At 64.9% G+C, this 17,468-nt stretch carries 14 protein-coding genes; 4 read left to right on the plus strand and 10 right to left on the minus strand.

Annotation, left to right across the window (positions count from 1 at the left end; translation table 11 throughout):
* Positions 1 to 138: 138 nt before the first annotated feature.
* A complete protein-coding gene (locus tag EOA78_RS17095) occupies positions 139 to 1,761 on the minus strand; it encodes an ABC-F family ATP-binding cassette domain-containing protein (protein ID WP_127316137.1) in 1,623 nt (540 codons plus the stop codon).
* A gap of 211 nt (positions 1,762 to 1,972) precedes the next feature.
* Between EOA78_RS17095 and EOA78_RS17100 the strand changes: the two genes are divergently transcribed.
* On the plus strand, positions 1,973 to 2,272 hold the full coding sequence (locus EOA78_RS17100) for a hypothetical protein (RefSeq protein ID WP_245477537.1): 300 nt from the start codon (positions 1,973 to 1,975) through the stop codon (positions 2,270 to 2,272).
* 191 nt (positions 2,273 to 2,463) lie between these two features.
* Here EOA78_RS17100 and EOA78_RS17105 read toward each other — a convergent pair whose 3' ends face one another.
* From EOA78_RS17105 to EOA78_RS17140, 8 genes are all read right to left on the minus strand, one after another.
* Positions 2,464 to 4,479: an amidase gene (locus tag EOA78_RS17105; RefSeq protein ID WP_127316139.1), complete on the minus strand. Its 2,016-nt coding sequence runs from the start codon at positions 4,477 to 4,479 to the stop codon at positions 2,464 to 2,466.
* Positions 4,480 to 4,577: 98 nt separating this feature from the next.
* Complete coding sequence (locus EOA78_RS17110; protein ID WP_127316140.1) at positions 4,578 to 6,143, minus strand: WD40 repeat domain-containing protein; 1,566 nt, start codon at positions 6,141 to 6,143, stop codon at positions 4,578 to 4,580.
* A 125-nt stretch (positions 6,144 to 6,268) separates the two neighbouring features.
* Complete coding sequence (locus EOA78_RS17115) at positions 6,269 to 7,039, minus strand: exodeoxyribonuclease III (RefSeq protein ID WP_127316141.1); 771 nt, start codon at positions 7,037 to 7,039, stop codon at positions 6,269 to 6,271.
* Positions 7,040 to 7,049: 10 nt separating this feature from the next.
* Positions 7,050 to 7,688 carry an alpha/beta family hydrolase gene (locus EOA78_RS17120; RefSeq protein ID WP_127316142.1) on the minus strand — a complete coding sequence of 213 codons (639 nt, stop codon included), beginning with the start codon at positions 7,686 to 7,688 and terminating at the stop codon, positions 7,050 to 7,052.
* Between the two features lie 73 nt (positions 7,689 to 7,761).
* Positions 7,762 to 8,856, minus strand: a complete 1,095-nt coding sequence (locus EOA78_RS17125) for a tetratricopeptide repeat protein (protein WP_127316143.1) — start codon at positions 8,854 to 8,856, stop codon at positions 7,762 to 7,764.
* Entirely contained in the window at positions 8,853 to 9,767 is a 915-nt protein-coding gene (locus EOA78_RS17130; protein WP_127316144.1) for a Ku protein, read from the minus strand. Before EOA78_RS17130 ends, EOA78_RS17125 begins: the two co-directional genes overlap by 4 nt.
* Positions 9,768 to 9,856: 89 nt before the next feature.
* On the minus strand, positions 9,857 to 12,334 hold the full coding sequence (ligD, locus tag EOA78_RS17135) for a DNA ligase D (RefSeq protein ID WP_127316145.1): 2,478 nt from the start codon (positions 12,332 to 12,334) through the stop codon (positions 9,857 to 9,859).
* A 100-nt stretch (positions 12,335 to 12,434) separates the two neighbouring features.
* Entirely contained in the window at positions 12,435 to 12,659 is a 225-nt protein-coding gene (locus EOA78_RS17140) for a hypothetical protein (RefSeq protein WP_029351283.1), read from the minus strand.
* Positions 12,660 to 12,866: 207 nt separating this feature from the next.
* Between EOA78_RS17140 and EOA78_RS17145 the strand changes: the two genes are divergently transcribed.
* Positions 12,867 to 13,874: an aldo/keto reductase gene (locus EOA78_RS17145; protein ID WP_127316146.1), complete on the plus strand. Its 1,008-nt coding sequence runs from the start codon at positions 12,867 to 12,869 to the stop codon at positions 13,872 to 13,874.
* A gap of 7 nt (positions 13,875 to 13,881) precedes the next feature.
* Here the strand turns inward: EOA78_RS17145 and EOA78_RS17150 are convergent, their stop codons facing one another.
* Positions 13,882 to 15,075: a tetratricopeptide repeat protein gene (locus EOA78_RS17150; protein ID WP_245477539.1), complete on the minus strand. Its 1,194-nt coding sequence runs from the start codon at positions 15,073 to 15,075 to the stop codon at positions 13,882 to 13,884.
* A 340-nt stretch (positions 15,076 to 15,415) separates the two neighbouring features.
* Between EOA78_RS17150 and EOA78_RS17155 the strand changes: the two genes are divergently transcribed.
* Positions 15,416 to 16,366 carry a substrate-binding domain-containing protein gene (locus tag EOA78_RS17155; RefSeq protein ID WP_127316150.1) on the plus strand — a complete coding sequence of 317 codons (951 nt, stop codon included), beginning with the start codon at positions 15,416 to 15,418 and terminating at the stop codon, positions 16,364 to 16,366.
* A gap of 228 nt (positions 16,367 to 16,594) precedes the next feature.
* On the plus strand, positions 16,595 to 17,468 hold an 874-nt coding region (locus EOA78_RS17160), incomplete at its 3' end, for a sugar ABC transporter ATP-binding protein (protein ID WP_164783793.1).

Below are 17,468 nucleotides of genomic sequence, written 5' to 3' on the forward strand. Positions count from 1 at the left end.
CTTGCGCTTACATTAGCTTCAGCGTATGTATCTATACGGCCGGTGATCTACCCCCCAACCGGTTAGGCTCGGCGCCAGTCCCCCCCTCAGGCCAACGACGCCGGGCCGCTCGGCCCCTGTTGCGAGCTCGCGGCAGGCTTAGCTCCGCAACCCAGGCGCCTCTTGTCCCGTCCTCTCGACATACTCCGTATACCCTCCGCCATAGGTATGAATGCCCTCGGGCGTCAGTTCCAGCACCCGGTTGGACAGCGCCGCCAGAAAATGCCGGTCGTGCGAGACGAATAGCATGGTGCCCTCATACTGCGACAGCGCCGTGATCAGCATTTCCTTCGTGGCGATGTCGAGGTGGTTGGTCGGCTCGTCCAGCACCAGAAGGTTGGGCGGGTCGAACAGCATCAGCGCCATCACCAGCCGCGCCTTTTCGCCGCCCGACAGCACCCGGCATTTCTTCTCGATCTCGTCGCCGGAAAAGCCGAAGCAGCCGGCCAGCGCGCGTAGCGGCGCCTGGCCTGCCTGTGGAAAGGCGTCCTCCAGCGTCTGGAACACGGTGCGCTCGCCCTCCAGCACTTCCATGGCGTGCTGGGCGAAATAGCCCATCTTGACGCTCGGGCCGCGCGCCACCGTGCCATTGTCCGGCTCGGACGCGCCGGCCACCAGCTTCAGCAGCGTCGACTTGCCGGCGCCGTTGATCCCCATCACGCACCAGCGCTCGCGGCGGCGCACCTGGAAATCCAGCCCCTCATAGATCGAGCGGCTGCCATAGCTCTTGTGGATATTCTTCAGCGTCACCACGTCCTCGCCGCAGCGCGGCGCCGGCTGGAAATCGAACGACACCTTCTGGCGGCGCTTGGGCGGCTCGACGCGGTCGATCTTCTCCAGCTTCTTCACCCGGCTCTGCACCTGGGCGGCATGTGACGCCCGCGCCTTGAAGCGCTCGATGAAGGCGATCTCCTTGGCCAGCATCGCCTGCTGGCGCTCGAACTGCGCCTGCTGCTGCCGGTCGGCGATCGCCCGCTGCTGCTGGTAGAATTCATAGTTGCCGGAGTAGGCGGTCAGCGAGCCGCCGTCGATCTCGACCACCTTGTTGACGATGCGGTTCATGAACTCGCGATCGTGCGAGGTCATCAAGAGCGCGCCGTCATAGTTCTTCAGGAACTGCTCCAGCCAGATCAGGCTTTCCAGGTCGAGATGGTTGCTCGGCTCGTCGAGCAGCATGGCGTCGGGCCGCATCAGCAGGATCCTGGCCAGCGCCACGCGCATCTTCCAGCCGCCGGAAAGTTTTCCGACGTCGCCGTCCATCATCTCCTGGCTGAAGCCGAGGCCGTCCAGCACCTCGCGGGCGCGGCCATCCAGCGCATAGCCGTCGAGCTCCTCGAACCGCGCCTGCAGGTCGCCATAGCGGGCGATGATGGCGTCCATCTCCTCGGCCCTGTCCGGGTCGCCCATGGCGGCTTCGAGCTCGCGCATCTCGGCCGCCACTTCGCTCACCGGCCCGGCGCCGTTCATCACTTCGGCGACAGCGCTGCGGCCTTCCATGTCGCCGACATCCTGACTGAAATAGCCGATGGTGACGCCGCGATCGACCGAGACCTGGCCCTCGTCGGGCTGCTCCCCGCCGTTGATCATGCGAAACAGCGTCGTCTTGCCGGCGCCGTTGGGGCCGACCAGCCCGACCTTCTCACCCTTCTGCAAGGAGGCGGAGGCCTCGATGAAGACGATCTGCCGGCCGTTCTGCTTGCTGATACTTTCCAGTCGAATCATGCTTTCCACGCGTGCCAAAGGATTTTCCCCGCGCCAATACGCGATAGGCCTCGCCTGCGGAAGCCCGCAAATCAATGGGAACACGACGCCATATTCGAAGTTCGAGCTGAATCAGCGGAACCTCAGATAGTGCCGGCAGTTTAGAAAGATGACCTCAACAGCGAAGGAGTATGAGATGAGGACCCTAACCGCTATTTTGCTCGCCACCTCTATGATCGGCCTGACCGCCGGCACGGCAAGCGCCACCTGCCATGACACGACCGCATCGATCGGCGGCGAAGCTCAACCAGGCATCGCAAAAGACGCAACGCGTGCGCCCCTCGAAACTGACGCGAATGCCGGCAACAGGATTGAGGGCGGCCCGGCAAATAAGGACGCCAACACCATGCCGCTTGCCAACCAGGAAGCCGGTGGGGATAAAAACCTTGCCACCTCGCAGCAGGATGTCGAGGCGCAGCAGGAGGGCGAGAAGACAGCGGCGGCCAAAGCCGACCCCTGCAAGCCGGACTGACGCTAATTGAGAGGCCGGCCGCAGGCACCGCGCCGTATGCCGCCATTGACCATCGAGGGCATGCAGGTCGGCCCGATCAGCACCATCCGCAGCTTCCCCTAGACTTGGGGCGATGTCATCTTGAGCGTAGCGCCGTTCCTCCAGCCCAGAATGGAAATACGACGGAATGGCCGAACACGAGTCCTGGCTAGCTATCCGATCCCTCCCGTCACCGCATAGGCGCCAGCTGCGCGCCCGTCCTCAAGACGCACGACGGCGGTGACGATCGAGCCGTACGAGCCGCGCCAGACGCTGTGGCTCCTCTCATGCTCTTTGGCCGGTACGACCGTACGCCCGGTCAAGCGCGCGCCGGTTCGCTGCGTGCGAATGGGCTCGCCGTTGACATGGACTTTCACGCTGGTCTCGGTTCCGATCTCGCCATGCACGTCGAGCGTGATTGTTATCTCGTCCTGATCACCAGCACGGCGCGTTTCGGCGTCAAGCGTAACGGTCAGCGGCGGCGTCTCGCCGGGCCCGCTTGCGTTGTATCGAGCGGCAAAGACATCGTCGGGAAGTTCCGGCGTGCGGGTTGGGCTGGTGCGGCGCTGGCCAGCGCGCTCGAAATCGCCGGCCAGCCGAAGCAGCTTCGTATCCTCATAGGCCTTGCCGGCGAAGGTGAGGCCGACCGGCATGCCGATATCGGCCATCGTGCCCATCGGCACGGTGACGGTCGGAATGCCGAGATGCCGCCACACCAGATTGCCGTTGGCGACCCAGGTGCCGTTGCGCCAGGCGAGTGCTGCGGAGGCCTCGTTGACATCCGCATCGGCCGGCCCGACATCGGCGGCGGCGGGGAACACCACCGCGTCGAGCTCTTGCGCGTCGAGCCAATCCTCGAAATCGATGCGCCGTGTCGCCTCCAGGCCTTTCAGGCCGGCCTCCAGCTCGGGAATGGCCTCAAATGGTTTGACGCCGCGCTTGGCCCGCTCGACATACTCCGCCAGATCGAAACTGTCGCCATAGCGGTCCGGCAGCGTGTCAGGCGGCTGCGGAAAGATCTTTGGGCCGTCGACAGAGGACAGATCGGGGATGGCGGGATCGGCATTGGCGCGCAGGAAATCGTCCCAGGCGAAGACGCATAGGTCCCATATCTCGCGCTCGGCGAATTCTTCCGGAACCAGTCCACGATCGACCATGTTTTTTGTGCCCGGCCGGTCGCGCTCGTAGTTGGAGACGACGGGGAAATTGACCTCGACCACGGTTGCGCCGAGCCGTCGCAAATCCGCTGCCGCCCGCTCCCACAGATCAAGCACCGAAGCGCGGGTCTGGATCGGCACATCAGCCTCCGTATCGCGGCCGATATACATGCGGGGCACGCCGAGCCGCACGCCTTGCAGCGCTCCCTCCAGTCTGAGCCCGGTATAGCGTGGCGGCCGCACGGCCGAGCTCTTCGGCAGCGTCACCCAGGGCTGCGCGCGCCAGAAATCGCCTCTTGTGTTCGGGTCGTCGGCGACGATCACGTCGAGCAGTTCGAGCATATCGGCCACGCTGCGCGTATGCGGCACCACCACGTCCATCGTCGGTACCAGCGGCCAGTTGCCGCGCACGGAAATGACGCCGCGCGACGGCGTGTAGGCGACCAGCGCATTGTTCGACGCCGGCGCCCGGCCGGACGACCATGTCTCCTCGCCGAGCCCGAAGGCGGCGAAACTGGCGGCGGTCGCGGTGCCCGAACCATTTGATGAGCCCGAGGCGAAGGCGGCGGTCAGCCAGTCGGCATTGTAGGGACTTTCGGCGCGGCCATAGACGCCACGCTGCATGCCGCCATTGGCCATCGGGGGCATGTTGGTCAGCCCGATCAGCACCGCGCCGCCGGCCCGCAGCTGTGCGATGGTGAAGGCGTCCTCGTTGGCCGTGAGATGTTCGAAGGCCGGCGAGCCGGCGGCGACCGTCAGGCCGAATACCTTGTAGCTGTCCTTGGCGGTATACGGGATGCCGTCCAACGGGCTGAGCACCGCACCATTCCTGCGGCGCTGGTCGGACGCGGCCGCCTCCTCGAACATTTTGGGATTGAGCACTGGGACGGCATTGAGGGTGATGCCATGGCGGTCGTAATGCGCAATCCTGCGCAGGCAGGCGCCGACCAGCTCGACGCTGGTGACCGTGCGGTCCTCCAGAGCTTGCCGCAACTGCTCGATCGAGGCCTCGACGATGTGGAGATCGGTCATGGTGTTCCTGCACCTGCGCGACGATGAGGCCTTACGTCGATTTTGTATAGGTCGCGACCCTTCAGAGGGGGGTGCTCAAGCTCCGGTCAGGAAATTGATCACTCCGGCGCGCCGGCGAAGAGCACTACGCCGTCGCCGCCGCCCGCCGGCCAATCCCAAATTGTGCGGTCGTAGCCGCCGGTCAGCACCGTGCTGTCGGCGGCGAACGCCACCGCGTAGACCGGGCCGGACCGGCTGTCGAACAGGGCGGTCTCGCTGCCTGTTTCCATGTCCCACAGCCGTGCCGTACCGTCGAGCGAGCCGGACAGCAGCCGCTTGCCGTCGGCCGACAGCGCCAGCGCATAGACTGTGCCCGAATGGCCCTCGAGGCGGCGGACTTCGCGGCCGGTGTCGAGATCCCAGAGCTTGATCGTATAATCGCCGCTGCCGGTGATCAGATGGCGCCCATCGGCCATGAACACCACGCCATAGGGGCCGCGCTCATGCCCGTGCCAGCTGCGCAGCTGCTTGCCGGTGCCGATGTCCCATAGCTTCAGCGTGCCGTCGATGCTGCCGCTGATCGCGCGTGTACCGTCGGGCGAGACGGCGATCCCGCTGATCGACCAGTCGTGCCCCGGCGTCACATGCAGCACCGAGCCTTTCTCGATATCCCAGACAATGACCCTGCCGGTATCGTGCCCGCTGACAGCACGTTTGCCGTCGGGGCTGATCGCCAGCTTGTTGACGCCGCCGTTCTGGCCTGACGAGAAGACATGCAGCACAGCGCCATCGGAGAGCTGGCGCAGCACGATCTCGCCATCGTCGCCCGCCGTCAGCGCCCGCGCCCCATCGGGCAGGAAAAGCGCGGTCCGCGCCATGTCCTTGTGGACGCCGAGGGTGCGGATCAGGCGCTTGCCGTCGATATCCCAGAGCTTGACCGTGCGGTCGGTGCTGGCGCTCATGATCGAGTGCCCGTCGGGCGCCACCGCCAGCCAGACGACGGGCTCGCGGTGGCCATCGGGCTGCGTCGGCAGCGGCGGCGGAGCCCCGGGCAGCGGCGCGACGGTCTGCGGCGGTGGAGCCGGGGCTGGAGCAGCCGTCGGCGGTGAGACAGAGGGGGCAAGCGCGACCTCAGATGGCGAAGCAGGAGCCGGCGGCTGTGCCGATTTCGCGCTGGCGCCAGGGTTTGCACCTTGCGGCGGCGGAGGCGCAGCCGTCTGTTCAGGCCGCTCGAGCGCTTCCGGCGCTGGGGCCGGTGCGCTGGCGACGTCTTCGCCCTTCGGCGCGCTCGGCGCAGCTTGCTCGGCGGTCAGGCTTTTGCCGACGTCCTGTGGCTGTCGCGACCAGGGGCCGAGCTGGTCGGCCACCAGAGCGAGCACGGCGAGGAACGGAACGACGGCGAAGAGCTGTCGCAGGCGTGGCCGTCCGGCGGGTTGCTTTTCGGCGCCTCTGCCGAACAAGGGTATGGCTGGTCCGGGCTTCGACCGGCCCGGCAACAGGCCGGCCCAGAACAGCAGGGCTGCAAGGGCTGAGAAAACGCCCGCTGCGCCGAAAAAAGCCAGGCGCGCGGACGCGGAAGCGTCGCCGGCGCCCTCGCCGCCCAGCGCGAAATACGCGCGTGTGAGGCAGAGCATGCCGATCGCCAGCAGCAGCGCGGCGAGCAGCCTGTCGACAAACCTGTTCATCGGGCTCCCCCCTCGGGCCGCTATCAGTTTCGCCCATAATGATGCCGGTCAGCGCCGGGCTTGTCGATGTCCTTCTGTTGATGGCCAATCTCCCCTCTTGTGGGCGAGATTGGCTCTCTCGCCCCTCACCGCAATTCCACCCACACCGGCGCGTGGTCGCTAGCGCCGGGCTCGCCGCGCACTTCGCGGTCGATGCCTGCCCCGGCCAATCGGCGCGCCAGTTTCTTCGAGAGCAATATATGATCGAGCCGCAGGCCGGCGTCGCGCGGCCAGCGGTTGCGGCGATAATCCCAGAATGTGTAAAGCGTTTCTTTCGGGTGCTTCTTGCGCAGCGCATCTAGCCAGCCCTGGTCGAGCAGTGCTGCGAAAGCGGCGCGGCTTTCCGGCTGCACCAGCGCATTGTCGTCATAGGAGCGGGTCGGATAGATGTCGCGCGGCTCGGGCACGATGTTGTAATCGCCGGCCAGCACCACCGGCAGGCCAGTGTCGAACAGTTCCGCCGCATGCGCGTTCAGCCGTTGGTGCCAGGCAAGTTTGTACTGGAATTTCGGGCCGGGCTGCGGGTTGCCATTGGGCGCATAGAGGCAGCCGATGACGATGCCGCTGACCGCTGCCTCGATGTAGCGGGCCTGGTTGTCGCTCTCGTCGCCGGGCAGCGCCTCGCGGATCAGAACGGGTTCTGAACCCCGCGCGAGTATGGCGACGCCGTTCCAGGTCGGCTGCGCCACAAACACCGCGCCATAGCCGGCTGCGGCGAGTGCCGTGCGCGGAAACTGCGTCTGCCTTGCCTTCAGTTCCTGCAGGCAGACGATGTCGGGTTTGGCGACAGCCAGCCAGGCCAGCACGTTTTGCAGCCGGCTGTTGATATTGTTGATGTTGAAGGTGGCGATCTTCATCGGACAGGAATCAGAGCCGGTCCGCCCACACCTTCACCGCATCAGTCATCGTCTTCAGATGATCGGCGGTGGAGAAGCCGGAGATGCTCTTGCGCGGCTTCAAATCGTGGTCGCCGTCTTCCAGCCAGAGGATTTCGATGCGGTCGGAAAGATCATAGGTCGCGACCTCTTCCCTGGTTCCGAACTCGTCGCGTGTGCCTTGGAAAATCAACGTTGGCGTTTTCAGCCCCACCAGATGCTTGGTGCGCAACTGCGTCGGTTTCCCCGGCGGGTGGAACGGATAGCCCAGACAGAGCAACCCTGAAATCTCGCCCTTCGAAAACATCTCGTCGGCGATCATCGAGGCGACACGGCCGCCCATCGACTTGCCGCCGATGATGAGCGGCCCCTTCACGCCCTTCGACCTGAGGTCGGCGATCGCCTTGATGTATTCGGGGTTCACCGTCTCGGCGCGCGGCGGCGGTTTGCGGTGGCCGTAGCGGCGGGCGGCCATGTAGTGAAATTCAAACCGGGCGACGCCGAACCCGGCCTCGGCCAGTGCTTTTGCCGTGGCGGTCATCGAGGCCGAGTCCATCGGCGCCCCAGCGCCATGGGCGAGCAGGACGGTGATGGGGGCGGTTTCGGGCCCGTCGAAGAGGAAGGCGGTCATTGGGTGGCCCGCAGATCAAGGCCGAGTTCCTTCGCGCCCAGAGGGGGGTGTTCAAACACAGAAATCGAAGACCTCACCCCGCCGACATCCGCGCCAGCTGCAAATCGACGAACTGAATACCCTTGGTCGCCATGCGCGCCCATTCGGAACTGGCGTCGAGTTCGAGATAGCGGACCCAACAACGCCGTGCCTCCGCAAGATTGCCGGCGTCGAATTCGAGCCGTGCCAGGTTGAACACCGCGTCGGCATAATTGGCATCGAGCGCGATCGCCTTTTGCAGATGCCGCCGTGCTGAGGCCTCGCGGCCTTGCTCGGTCATCAGCCCGGCCAGATTGAACCAGGCCTCGACAAGGCCGGGGTCACACTTGATGGCGCGGGCATAGTCATGCGCAGCCTCGGCCGCGTGGCCGGAGGCGCGCAGGCAGTTGGCGCGGTTGAAGGCGGCGATGGCGTCGGTCGGGTCGATGGCCAAGCAGCGCTGGTAGAGCGCCGCCGCCTGTTCGTGACGTTCAGCCTCTTCCGCGGCTTCAGCCTCGGCGAACAGTTCTTCCAGCGTGTCGTCATCCGGCGACCCCAAGTCGAACAGCAATTGGCCGTCGAGTTCGCTCTGGCCACCATCGAGGTAGATCGCATCCGCACGCCCGCGCTGTGAGCCGACATTCAGCGACTTGGCGGTGAGCGAGGCGACCGGGCCGGAGCGGTGCACCGAACGCGCGATCGCTCCCCATGAGGCGCCGCCGGCAATCAGCCCGGCATATTTGCGGGCTAGGATCAGATCGCGGAAGGAATAAGGTTCGCAATCATGCTCGAAGGCATCGAACAGGCTGAGAAGGTCGAGATCGGATGCAGCCAGTCGCGATTGATCGAGAAGTGACTGCCGCGACATGGCCGAGGCCTCCGGCGGCTTCATCAGCCCGAGCAGGCGCAAAAAACCGTTTTCGCTGATCAGCTTTCGGCCGAACGCGCGCTCAGCAGCGACGCGGCGCTCGATCTCGGCATCCCCTGCCTGGGCGAGATACAAGCGACCGAACACGACATGGGTGGTGCGCCTGTTGACGCCGCGCCGCAGCTGGCCCAGCTGGCGCTCGACCTCGCGCGCCGCTAGCCGAAGCGGAAACGCCGCCAGCGCGCCGATGGTGCCGAAGACGGTGCCGGCAAGAGCCGTCACGCTTTGCTCTTGCCGACTGCTTTGAGAAGGTTGGCCTTGAGCGGGTTTTCCTTGGCCGCGCCGGCGCCAGCCTTGGCGGATTTCGCGGCAGGCTTGGCTGCCTCATCTGCCTTGCTCTTCGACTTAGCAGGCGGCTTGGCGGATTGCGACAAGCTGGCCTTCAGCGCATCCATCAGATTGATGACGTTGCCGCGCTCGGGGGCGGCGGCGATGATCGGTTTGTGGCCCTTGAGCTTCTCGCGGATCATCGCCATCAGCGCGATCTCGTAGCGATCCTCGTAATTCTTCGGATCGAAGGTGGTTTCCTTTTGCTTTATCAGTGCTTCGGCGAGCTGCAGCATTTCCGGGTCGGGTTTTCCGGCCGGGATGTTGCCGAAATATTCAGCCGTACCGCGCACTTCATTCGGGTTCCTCAAGGTGCAGACGAACATGCCGTTCTCGCGCGCGCCGATCGTCACGACGCGCTCGCGGCTGGACAGCACCAGCCGCGCGATCGCCAGCTTGCCCGACTTGCGCATCGCTTCGCGGAGCACGGCGAAGGTTTCCTCCGCCATCGCGCCATCGGGCGCCAGATAATAGGGCGCGTCCTGGTAGATGACGTCGACCGAATGCTCGTCGACAAAGGCTTCGATGTTCATCGTGTGGTTGGATTCGATGCGCACCGCCTCGAGGTCGGCATCGTCGATGATGATGTACTGCTTATCCTCGTATTCGTAGCCCTTGACCAGATCCGAGCGCTCGACCAGCCCGAGCTCGGGATCGACCGGCTTCATATTGATGCGGTTGTGGGTGTCCTTGTGCAGCTGATTGAAGCTGATCCGCTCGCTGGCACTCGTAGCCGGATATAGCCGGACCGGACAGCTGACGAGACTGAGCTTGAGGTAACCTTTCCAACTTGCCCTGGGCGCCATGAAACTCTCCTACGCGGCCGTGCACTGTCGAACTGTTCGCAGCGCTTCGTCCAAAGGACGAACGACGCTGCGCAAAACCTACATCGCCCTCACAATACCGGTAAATCCCTAGCGAAATCTTCCATGTCGGCCCAAGGATCGCCGGAGGTGGCCAGAAGGCCCGGCAGCGAAGAATAATTCAAATCTTCCGGAGCGTCGATGGATTCCAGATCGGACCAGCTCACCGGCGTCGAGGCCGGCAGGTTGGTGCGGGCGCGCAGCGAATAGGGTGCCGCCGAGGTGTGGCCGCGCGCATTGCGGTGAAAATCGATGAAGATGCGCCGCTTGCGGTTGTCCTTGCCCATGGTGGTGGTGAAAGTGTCCGGCGCGGAGGCGGCCAATGCCGAGGAAATGGCGCTGGTCGCCTGGTGCAGTTTCTTCCAGTTCTGTTTTTGCGTCACCGGCACGGTGATGTGTATGCCCTTGCCGCCCGACGTTTTCGCGAACGGCATCAGCCCCATCGCCTCCAGCTCGGCGCGGATATGCACTGCCGCCTCGACCACCTCGCGCCAGCTAATCCCCTCGCCCGGGTCGAGGTCGAAGACGATCAGGTCGGGCTTGTCTAGCCGCGTGCGGTGGGTGCCCCAGGTGTGAAACTCGACTACGCCGAACTGCGCCAGCGCCAGATAGCCCTTGGCATCTTCCACCGACAAATAGGATTTGCTCTCACCCTCGGAATTGGTCGCCTCGAAGGTCGCCACCGATGAAGGCATGCCGGTGAAGGCATGGCGCTGGAAGAAACAGTCCTGCGGCTTGCCGGTCGGGCAGCGCACCAGCGACACTGGGCGGCCGAGGATGTGCGGCAGCATGAAGTCGCCGACCAGCGCGTAGTAGACGGCGATGTCGAGCTTGGTCGGTCCGGTCTTGCCGAACAACCGCCGCGTCGGATTGGTCACCCAGATTGTGGCGAGATCGGCTTCCGCAATCAGCCGCTTGCGCTTGGCCGACACCGGCGTCGATAGGCCGACGTCGCGCAGTCCGCGGAACACCGCATGGCGCAGCGCATTATCGGTGGTCCGGTTGGCATAGTGGATATGGGCCGAAAGCAGCGGTCGCACCCAGTTCATCTCGCGCATGATCTCGCGCGGAACCCCTTCGGGTGCAGACGCGCCGGCGCGCAAGGGCTCCAGCCGAGCCAGCAGGTCGGCGGCGGTGGCGGCGTCGAAGCCGGTGCCGACCTTGCCGCGATAGTGCAGTTCGCCATCCTCGAATTCGCCGAGGCCGAGTGCGGCCAATCCCTCGGCTGCATCGGAGGTGGTATAGCCGGCGATGATGAAGCCACCGCTCTTCAGCGCCTTGATCTTGGTCCAGGTCTTGGTGCGGCCGCTCTGGTAGATTGCCGTGGCGCGCTTGGAGACGACGCCTTCCAATCCCATCTCGGAAGCCTGGGCGTAGAGCGCCTGGCCATCGCCTTCGACGTGGTCGCTGAACTGGATGGCGGAGTTGGCGCCCAAGCCGGACAGCAATTGCGACAGCAGCGCCTTGCGCCGGCCGAGCGGCGCTTTTCTCAGGTCCCAGCCGTCGAGATGCAAGAGATCGAAGGCGTAGAAGTGGAGCTTGTTGCCGGCGCCTTCGGCCAGCGCCTCCTGCAAAAGAGCGAAGCGGCTGATGCCCTTGGCGTCGAGCACGACGATCTCGCCATCGATAACAGCCTCACGGCATGGCAGCCTGGCGAAGGCATGCGGCAGGTCGCCGTAGCGCCTGGTCCAGTCGAGACCGGCGCGTGTGATCAGCCGCACCTCGCCCTCAGCCAGATGCGCCATGGTGCGATAGCCGTCGAACTTGATTTCGTGCAGCCAGATTTCGCCGGTGCGGTCCGCGGGGTCATCGCCGCCAGGCGGCTTCGGAACCTGCGTGGCCAACTGCGGCCCGATCCGGGGAGGCGGTGGCGCCTTGACGGCGCCCGGCAAAGTGCCGGGCTTCAGCACGACCGGTTTCGCAGGTTTGGGGACTGGCTTCGGCGTTTCGACCAGTTCCTCGATGCGCCGTCCCGATTTGACGCTTTCCGGCCGCTCGGCAAGGATGTCGAGCGCTGTATCGGCGGCGAGATCGCGCTCCTTGAACAGCAGCCAGTTTTTCTTCTCGTCGTCGCCGGGCTTGGCCTTTAGCCTGGTCAGCATCCAGCCGCCATTGAGCTTCTCGCCGGCGAGACGGAACTTGAAGGAACCGGTCCGCAGGCTCTTTTCGACATCGTCCATCGGCGCCCACACGCCTGTGTCCCAGACGATCATCGGTCCGCCGCCATATTCGCCCTCGGGAATGACGCCCTCGAAGTCGATATATTCAAGCGGATGGTCCTCGGTCTCGACCGCCAACCGCTTGTCGGCGGGGTTGAGCGACGGGCCGCGAGGCACCGCCCAGCTCTTCAGCACGTCGCCGACTTGCAAGCGTAGGTCATAGTGGTCAGCGGTGGCGTGATGCTTGTGCACGACGAAGCGATTGCCTTCTCCGGCAACCAGCCCGCCGACGGGTTCCGGCGTCTTGCTGAATTCGCGCTTGGCGCGATAGGCCTTGAGTTTCGGCGTCATGTCCGCATGCCAAGCCGGCTGCGCAAAAACAAGGACTTGACCCGCATCGCTTGAATCATTTTGTCAGCATGCGGCAGGCCGATGTCGAGCCTCGCACAGCTCAATCGTCGGTGGCCGGCGTTAGTTCGAGCTCGGCCGGCGACAGACCCTGCTGGAGCTGGCTCAGCCGGAATTCGTCGACCCAATAGGCCTCGCCGTCGACGAGGACACGCGCTTTGTAGGCGCCGGCGGAAAAGCTCTGTGCGGTGATATAGACCTTGTGGCGGTCGAGCGCCTTGCGCACCGCGGCACGCTTGGAATTCTGGCTGGTGACGGAACTGGCCATGGACTCGCTCATACACACGCCGCCGCAGGAGAAGGCGGCTGGCATAAGGATGGCCGAGACCGGGTGTCGTGTCAATTTGGGGTTTGATCGCCTCGCGTTCAGGCTACCCTTCCCGAGCGACTATGGAAACTGAGCGGGAGCTCTATATGGTCCTGACGCAATAGTCCTGATGTATACGAACCCTGACACTATCCGGAGATCTCATCTATGACCTTGAGCACACACAAGCTCGGCAGCCAGGGGCTGCAGGTATCGGTGATCGGCCTCGGCTGCATGGGCATGAGCCAGTCCTACGGCCCCGCCGACGAGGCGGAATCGATCGCCACACTGCACCGCGCCATCGAGCTCGGCTGCACCTTCCTCGATACGGCGGAAGTCTATGGCCCGCACACCAATGAGGAACTGCTCGGCCGCGCCCTGAAGGGCCGGCGCGACGAGGTGACGATCGCCACCAAATTCGGCTTCCGTATCGAAAACGGCAGGCAGATCGGCACAGACCGCAACAGCCGGCCCGAGCATATCCGGGAGGCGGTGGACGGCTCGCTCAGCCGGCTCGCCACCGACCATATCGACCTGCTCTATCAGCACCGCGTCGACCCGGCGGTGCCGATCGAGGATGTGGCGGGTGCTGTCAGCAAACTAGTCACTGAAGGCAAGGTGCGCTTCTTCGGCCTGTCGGAGGCGGGTGCGGCCAACATCCGCCGGGCGCATGCCGTGCATCCGGTGTCGGCGGTGCAGAGCGAATATTCGCTGTGGGAACGCAATCTGGAACCGGAGATCATACCGCTGCTCGGTGAACTCGGCATCGGCCTGGTGCCGTTCGCGCCGCTTGGCCGCGGCTTTCTCACCGGCGACGTCAAGCGCGCCGAGGACTACCCGGAGGGCGACTTCCGGCGCGGCGACCCGCGCTACCAGGGCGCCAACTACGACGCCAATGTGCAGGCAGCCGGGATTGTCCGCGACATCGCCGCGGCCAAGGGCGTCAAGCCCGGCCAGATCGCACTGGCTTGGCTGCTGCACAAGGGCAGCGACTTCGGCATCGACATCGTGCCGATCCCCGGCACCAAGCGCAGAAAGTACCTCGAGGAGAATGTCGCCGCCGCCGCGATCAAGCTCGACGCCGCCGCAATGCAGGCGCTCGACGACGCGCTGGCGCCGGACAAGGTCGCGGGTGAGCGCTACAACGAGCGCACCATGAGCATGATCGACCGGTAGGTGGCATCTACGGCAGCTTCGCCAGCTCGGCAGCGCGGCGGATGGCAAGCAACGCGTCCCAGTTGGTCACGGGGTAGCCTGCGATGAAGCGTTCGACCGAAAACCCCGGAAATTCGGCTCTCAAGCGGGCCGCGGCGTGCGCCGCCTCGCGGGTCTCGCCCATCGCCGCATGCGAAAGCGCCAGGAACATCAGCACATCCGGCGACTCCGGCGAACTCCTGCGGAGCGCCGCAATGGCTTGCCCGTGTCTGCCAGCGACGAACAGGATGCGGCCTTGCATGCCGAAATACCAGGGCGGGGCCAATGGATTGAGGCGCATGGCACGCTCGATGAGCGGGATCGCCTCGGCCGGATCGCCGACGACAAGCGCCTTGCTGCCGGCTAGCAGCGACAGTATGCCGGCGTGATTGGAACCGTATTCGAGTGCGCGCAGGTGCGCGCGCTCCGCTCCTTCGAGATCGCCAAGGCATGCCTTGACATTGCCAAGGCATGCGTGAGCGCAGCTGTCCGTCGGGTCGAGACGCAAGGCGTTTTCGGCCGCCATCCGCCAGTTCTCGATCGACGTCAGCACGTCGTCGCCAAAGCCGTTGCAGGCCTCGACCGAATAGGCATAGGCGAGTTCGGCCCAGCAGTTAGCGAAAGTAGGGTCAAGCTCCAGCGCGCGTGAAAACAAGCGGATCGCCTCGACATTGCCGGCGGGGCTGAACGTGGTGTGCTGTTCGACGCCAAGCAGGTAAAAATCATAGGCCCGCAAGCTGGCCGGCGGCTTGCGGCGAACCGCATTGCGGCCAACCGTGGCCAGCGTTCCGTAACTGCCGGCAAACACGTTGATGATGCTTTCGGTCAGGCTGTCCTGCAGCGCGAAAATGTCCTCGGCCGGGCGATCGTAGCGCTCCCTCCACAGGCTGACGCCGCTACCGGCATCGGCAAGCTCTATCGTCAACCGAATCCTCTGGTCGTCCGCACGCAACCGGCCCGATACGAAATAGGTGACGCCGAGCGCCTTGCCGTCCGCCGCGAAGTCAGCCGGCTTGCTGCCCAGCGATTTCATCGTGTGGAAGGCGATGACAGGCAGGCCCGCATAACGTGCCAGGTCGATGGTGATGTCTGACGACAGGCCGTCCGCAAAGCGGCGCCAGCGCTCGTCGGAATTGAGGCATTCGATCGGAAATATGGCGAGTACCGGCGGGGCGCCGGACAAGGACGGAGCCGGCGCTGCCCTGGAAGACGCTGCGGTCGTGTTTGGATCGATCACTAAAAAATAGCCTCGGGAGAGTCCGGCGACCCTCTGCGAAGCGCCGAAGAACAAGCCGGAACCCAACCGGCGCCAAATCCCGCCCGTTCTTGCGCAAACCTCCGGCCTTGGCTAGCATCCGCCTGCCGGCGCCGAGCGGAGGAGAACGTCGCGGTGGACCGGCTGGAGCGCCGTTGCGTCCCCTTGGGCGCTCAAAGGACACTCCATTTCTAGACCGACGCATGAACCTGCCGGAGACCCATTTCGGCTTTCGGAGCCATGCGCTCATATGGAGGAGACTAAATTGATCAACAGACGTGAATTCCTGCTGTCGTCCGTGGCGACGGGCACATTGGCTCTGGCCGCACCGCGACTGGCTTTCGCCCAGGACAAGCTGACCATCCTGGGCTCGGTGCCGAGCCTCGGCTTTCCGTTCTTCGTTCACATGCTGAACCAGATCAAGGCGGAGGCGCAGGCGCAAGGTGTCAACCTGACCGAGAGCGACGGCCAGAACTCGGCGCCCAAGCAGACCGCCGATATCGAAGCGGCGCTTGTGCAGAAGGTCGACGCCATCGTCATCTCGCCGCTCGACGTCAACGCGCTGGCGCCGGCCATCGAGCAGGCGGTCCAGGCCGGCATTCCCGTCGTCACCATCGACCGCCGCGTCGACGGCGTCGAAGGCATCCTCGCCCATGTTGGCGCCGACAATGTCAAGGGCGGCGAGGCCGAAGCGCAGGCCATGGTGGCGGCGTTCCCGAACGGCGCCAAGATCTTCCATTTGCAGGGCCAGCCAGGTGCTGGGCCCGCGATCGACCGCAACAAGGGCGTGCACAATGTTCTCGATCCGCTGAAGGACAAGTACCAGATCGTCTTCGAGCAGACCGCCAACTTCGCCCGCGCCGAGGCGCTGTCCGTCACCGAGGCCGGCCTTGCCGCCAACGGCAAGCCCGACGCGATCATCTGTGCCAATGACGACATGGCGCTTGGCGCGGTTGAAGCCTGCGCGGCGCGCAACTTCACCGACGTCAAGATCTACGGCTTCGATGCGCTTCCCGAAGCGCTGGTCGCCGTGCGGGACGGCAAGCTGGCCGGCACCGTCGAACAGTTCCCCGGCGAGCAGTCGCGCACCGCGGTGCAGATCGCCGTCGCCTATGCCAAGGACAAGACCGAGCCGAAGGAAAAGCTCGTCCTGCTGACGCCGATCGTCATCGGCAAGGACAATCTCGACAAGGCGGAAAGGCTGGGCGAGACGAAGTAGTCGGTTAGGTTGTGATTGCTATGCCGGCGCGGCAGTATCCCTACGGCAAAGATCAATGGCCGACCTTGGCGCCGCCCCTCATCCGCCTGCCGGCACCTTCTCTCCGTCTAGTAACGGGGAGAAGGGAAGCGCTCCAGCGCCGGCGCCCCCCTCTCCCCCGTTCTTCACGGGGAGAGGGTAAGGGTGAGGGGCAGCGCAAACGTCCCATGTGTATGTAGGGGGCAACACTTGTCGCTAGCTGAAGTCGCATCATCGCCCCCGCTCCTCGCCGTCGAGGGCGTGACCAAGCGCTTTGCCGGCGTCACCGCACTCAGCGACGTCTCGCTCGAGGTTCGGCCCGGCGAAATCCTCGGCCTGCTCGGCGAGAACGGCGCCGGCAAGTCGACGCTGCTCAAGATCCTGTCCGGCGTGATGCCGCCTTCCAGCGGCCGCATCGTCTTCGACGGCGTCGAATTCAATCCGCACAATCCGCAGGATGCTAAGCGCCTCGGCATCGTCACCATTTACCAGGAACTGAGCCTGATCCCGACGCTCACCGTGGCGGAGAACATCTTCATCGGCCGCGCGCCGCTCGGGCCGCTCGGTCTGGTCAGCTGGCGGAAGATGGAGGAGGACTCCCGCGCGATCATCGCCCGCGTCGGCCTGAATATCGATCCGGCGACACCGGTGTCGGCACTGTCGGTGGCCGAGCAGCAGCTGGTCGAGATCGCCCGTGCGCTGTCGCTGAAGAGCCGCCTCATCATCATGGACGAGCCGACCTCCGCGCTGACCGAAACCGAAGTGCAGAAGCTGATGTCGATCATGGGCCGGCTGCGCAACGACGGCGTCGCCATCATGTTCGTCACCCACCGGCTGGAAGAGGCCTCCGCCATCTGCGACCGCATGACGGTGCTGCGCGACGGCAGGCTGGCCGGCCATCTCGACCGCGACGGCGGGCCGATCAAGCTGCCGAAAATCATCGAGAAGATGGTCGGCCGCGCTGCATCCGAGCTTTATGCCAGGCCGACGCTGCGCGATGTCGCCGGCGACATCAGGCTTTCCGTGCGTGGCCTGCGCACGGTGCGCGATCCGCAGGCGCCGCACGCCATCGTGCTCGAAGGCG

It is taken from the genome of Mesorhizobium sp. M5C.F.Cr.IN.023.01.1.1, assembly GCF_003997585.1.
GTDB lineage: Bacteria > Pseudomonadota > Alphaproteobacteria > Rhizobiales > Rhizobiaceae > Mesorhizobium > Mesorhizobium wenxiniae.

Coding starts and splice junctions, on each gene's coding strand:
- EOA78_RS17105 (WP_127316139.1), bottom strand. CDS start 4,479: ATGACCGATCTCCACATCGTCGAGGCCTCGATCGAGCAGTTGCGGCAA.
- EOA78_RS17095 (WP_127316137.1), bottom strand. CDS start 1,761: ATGATTCGACTGGAAAGTATCAGCAAGCAGAACGGCCGGCAGATCGTC.
- EOA78_RS17110 (WP_127316140.1), bottom strand. CDS start 6,143: ATGAACAGGTTTGTCGACAGGCTGCTCGCCGCGCTGCTGCTGGCGATC.
- EOA78_RS17140 (WP_029351283.1), bottom strand. CDS start 12,659: ATGGCCAGTTCCGTCACCAGCCAGAATTCCAAGCGTGCCGCGGTGCGC.
- ligD (WP_127316145.1), bottom strand. CDS start 12,334: ATGACGCCGAAACTCAAGGCCTATCGCGCCAAGCGCGAATTCAGCAAG.
- EOA78_RS17145 (WP_127316146.1), top strand. CDS start 12,867: ATGACCTTGAGCACACACAAGCTCGGCAGCCAGGGGCTGCAGGTATCG.
- EOA78_RS17120 (WP_127316142.1), bottom strand. CDS start 7,688: ATGACCGCCTTCCTCTTCGACGGGCCCGAAACCGCCCCCATCACCGTC.
- EOA78_RS17100 (WP_245477537.1), top strand. CDS start 1,973: ATGATCGGCCTGACCGCCGGCACGGCAAGCGCCACCTGCCATGACACG.
- EOA78_RS17115 (WP_127316141.1), bottom strand. CDS start 7,039: ATGAAGATCGCCACCTTCAACATCAACAATATCAACAGCCGGCTGCAA.
- EOA78_RS17130 (WP_127316144.1), bottom strand. CDS start 9,767: ATGGCGCCCAGGGCAAGTTGGAAAGGTTACCTCAAGCTCAGTCTCGTC.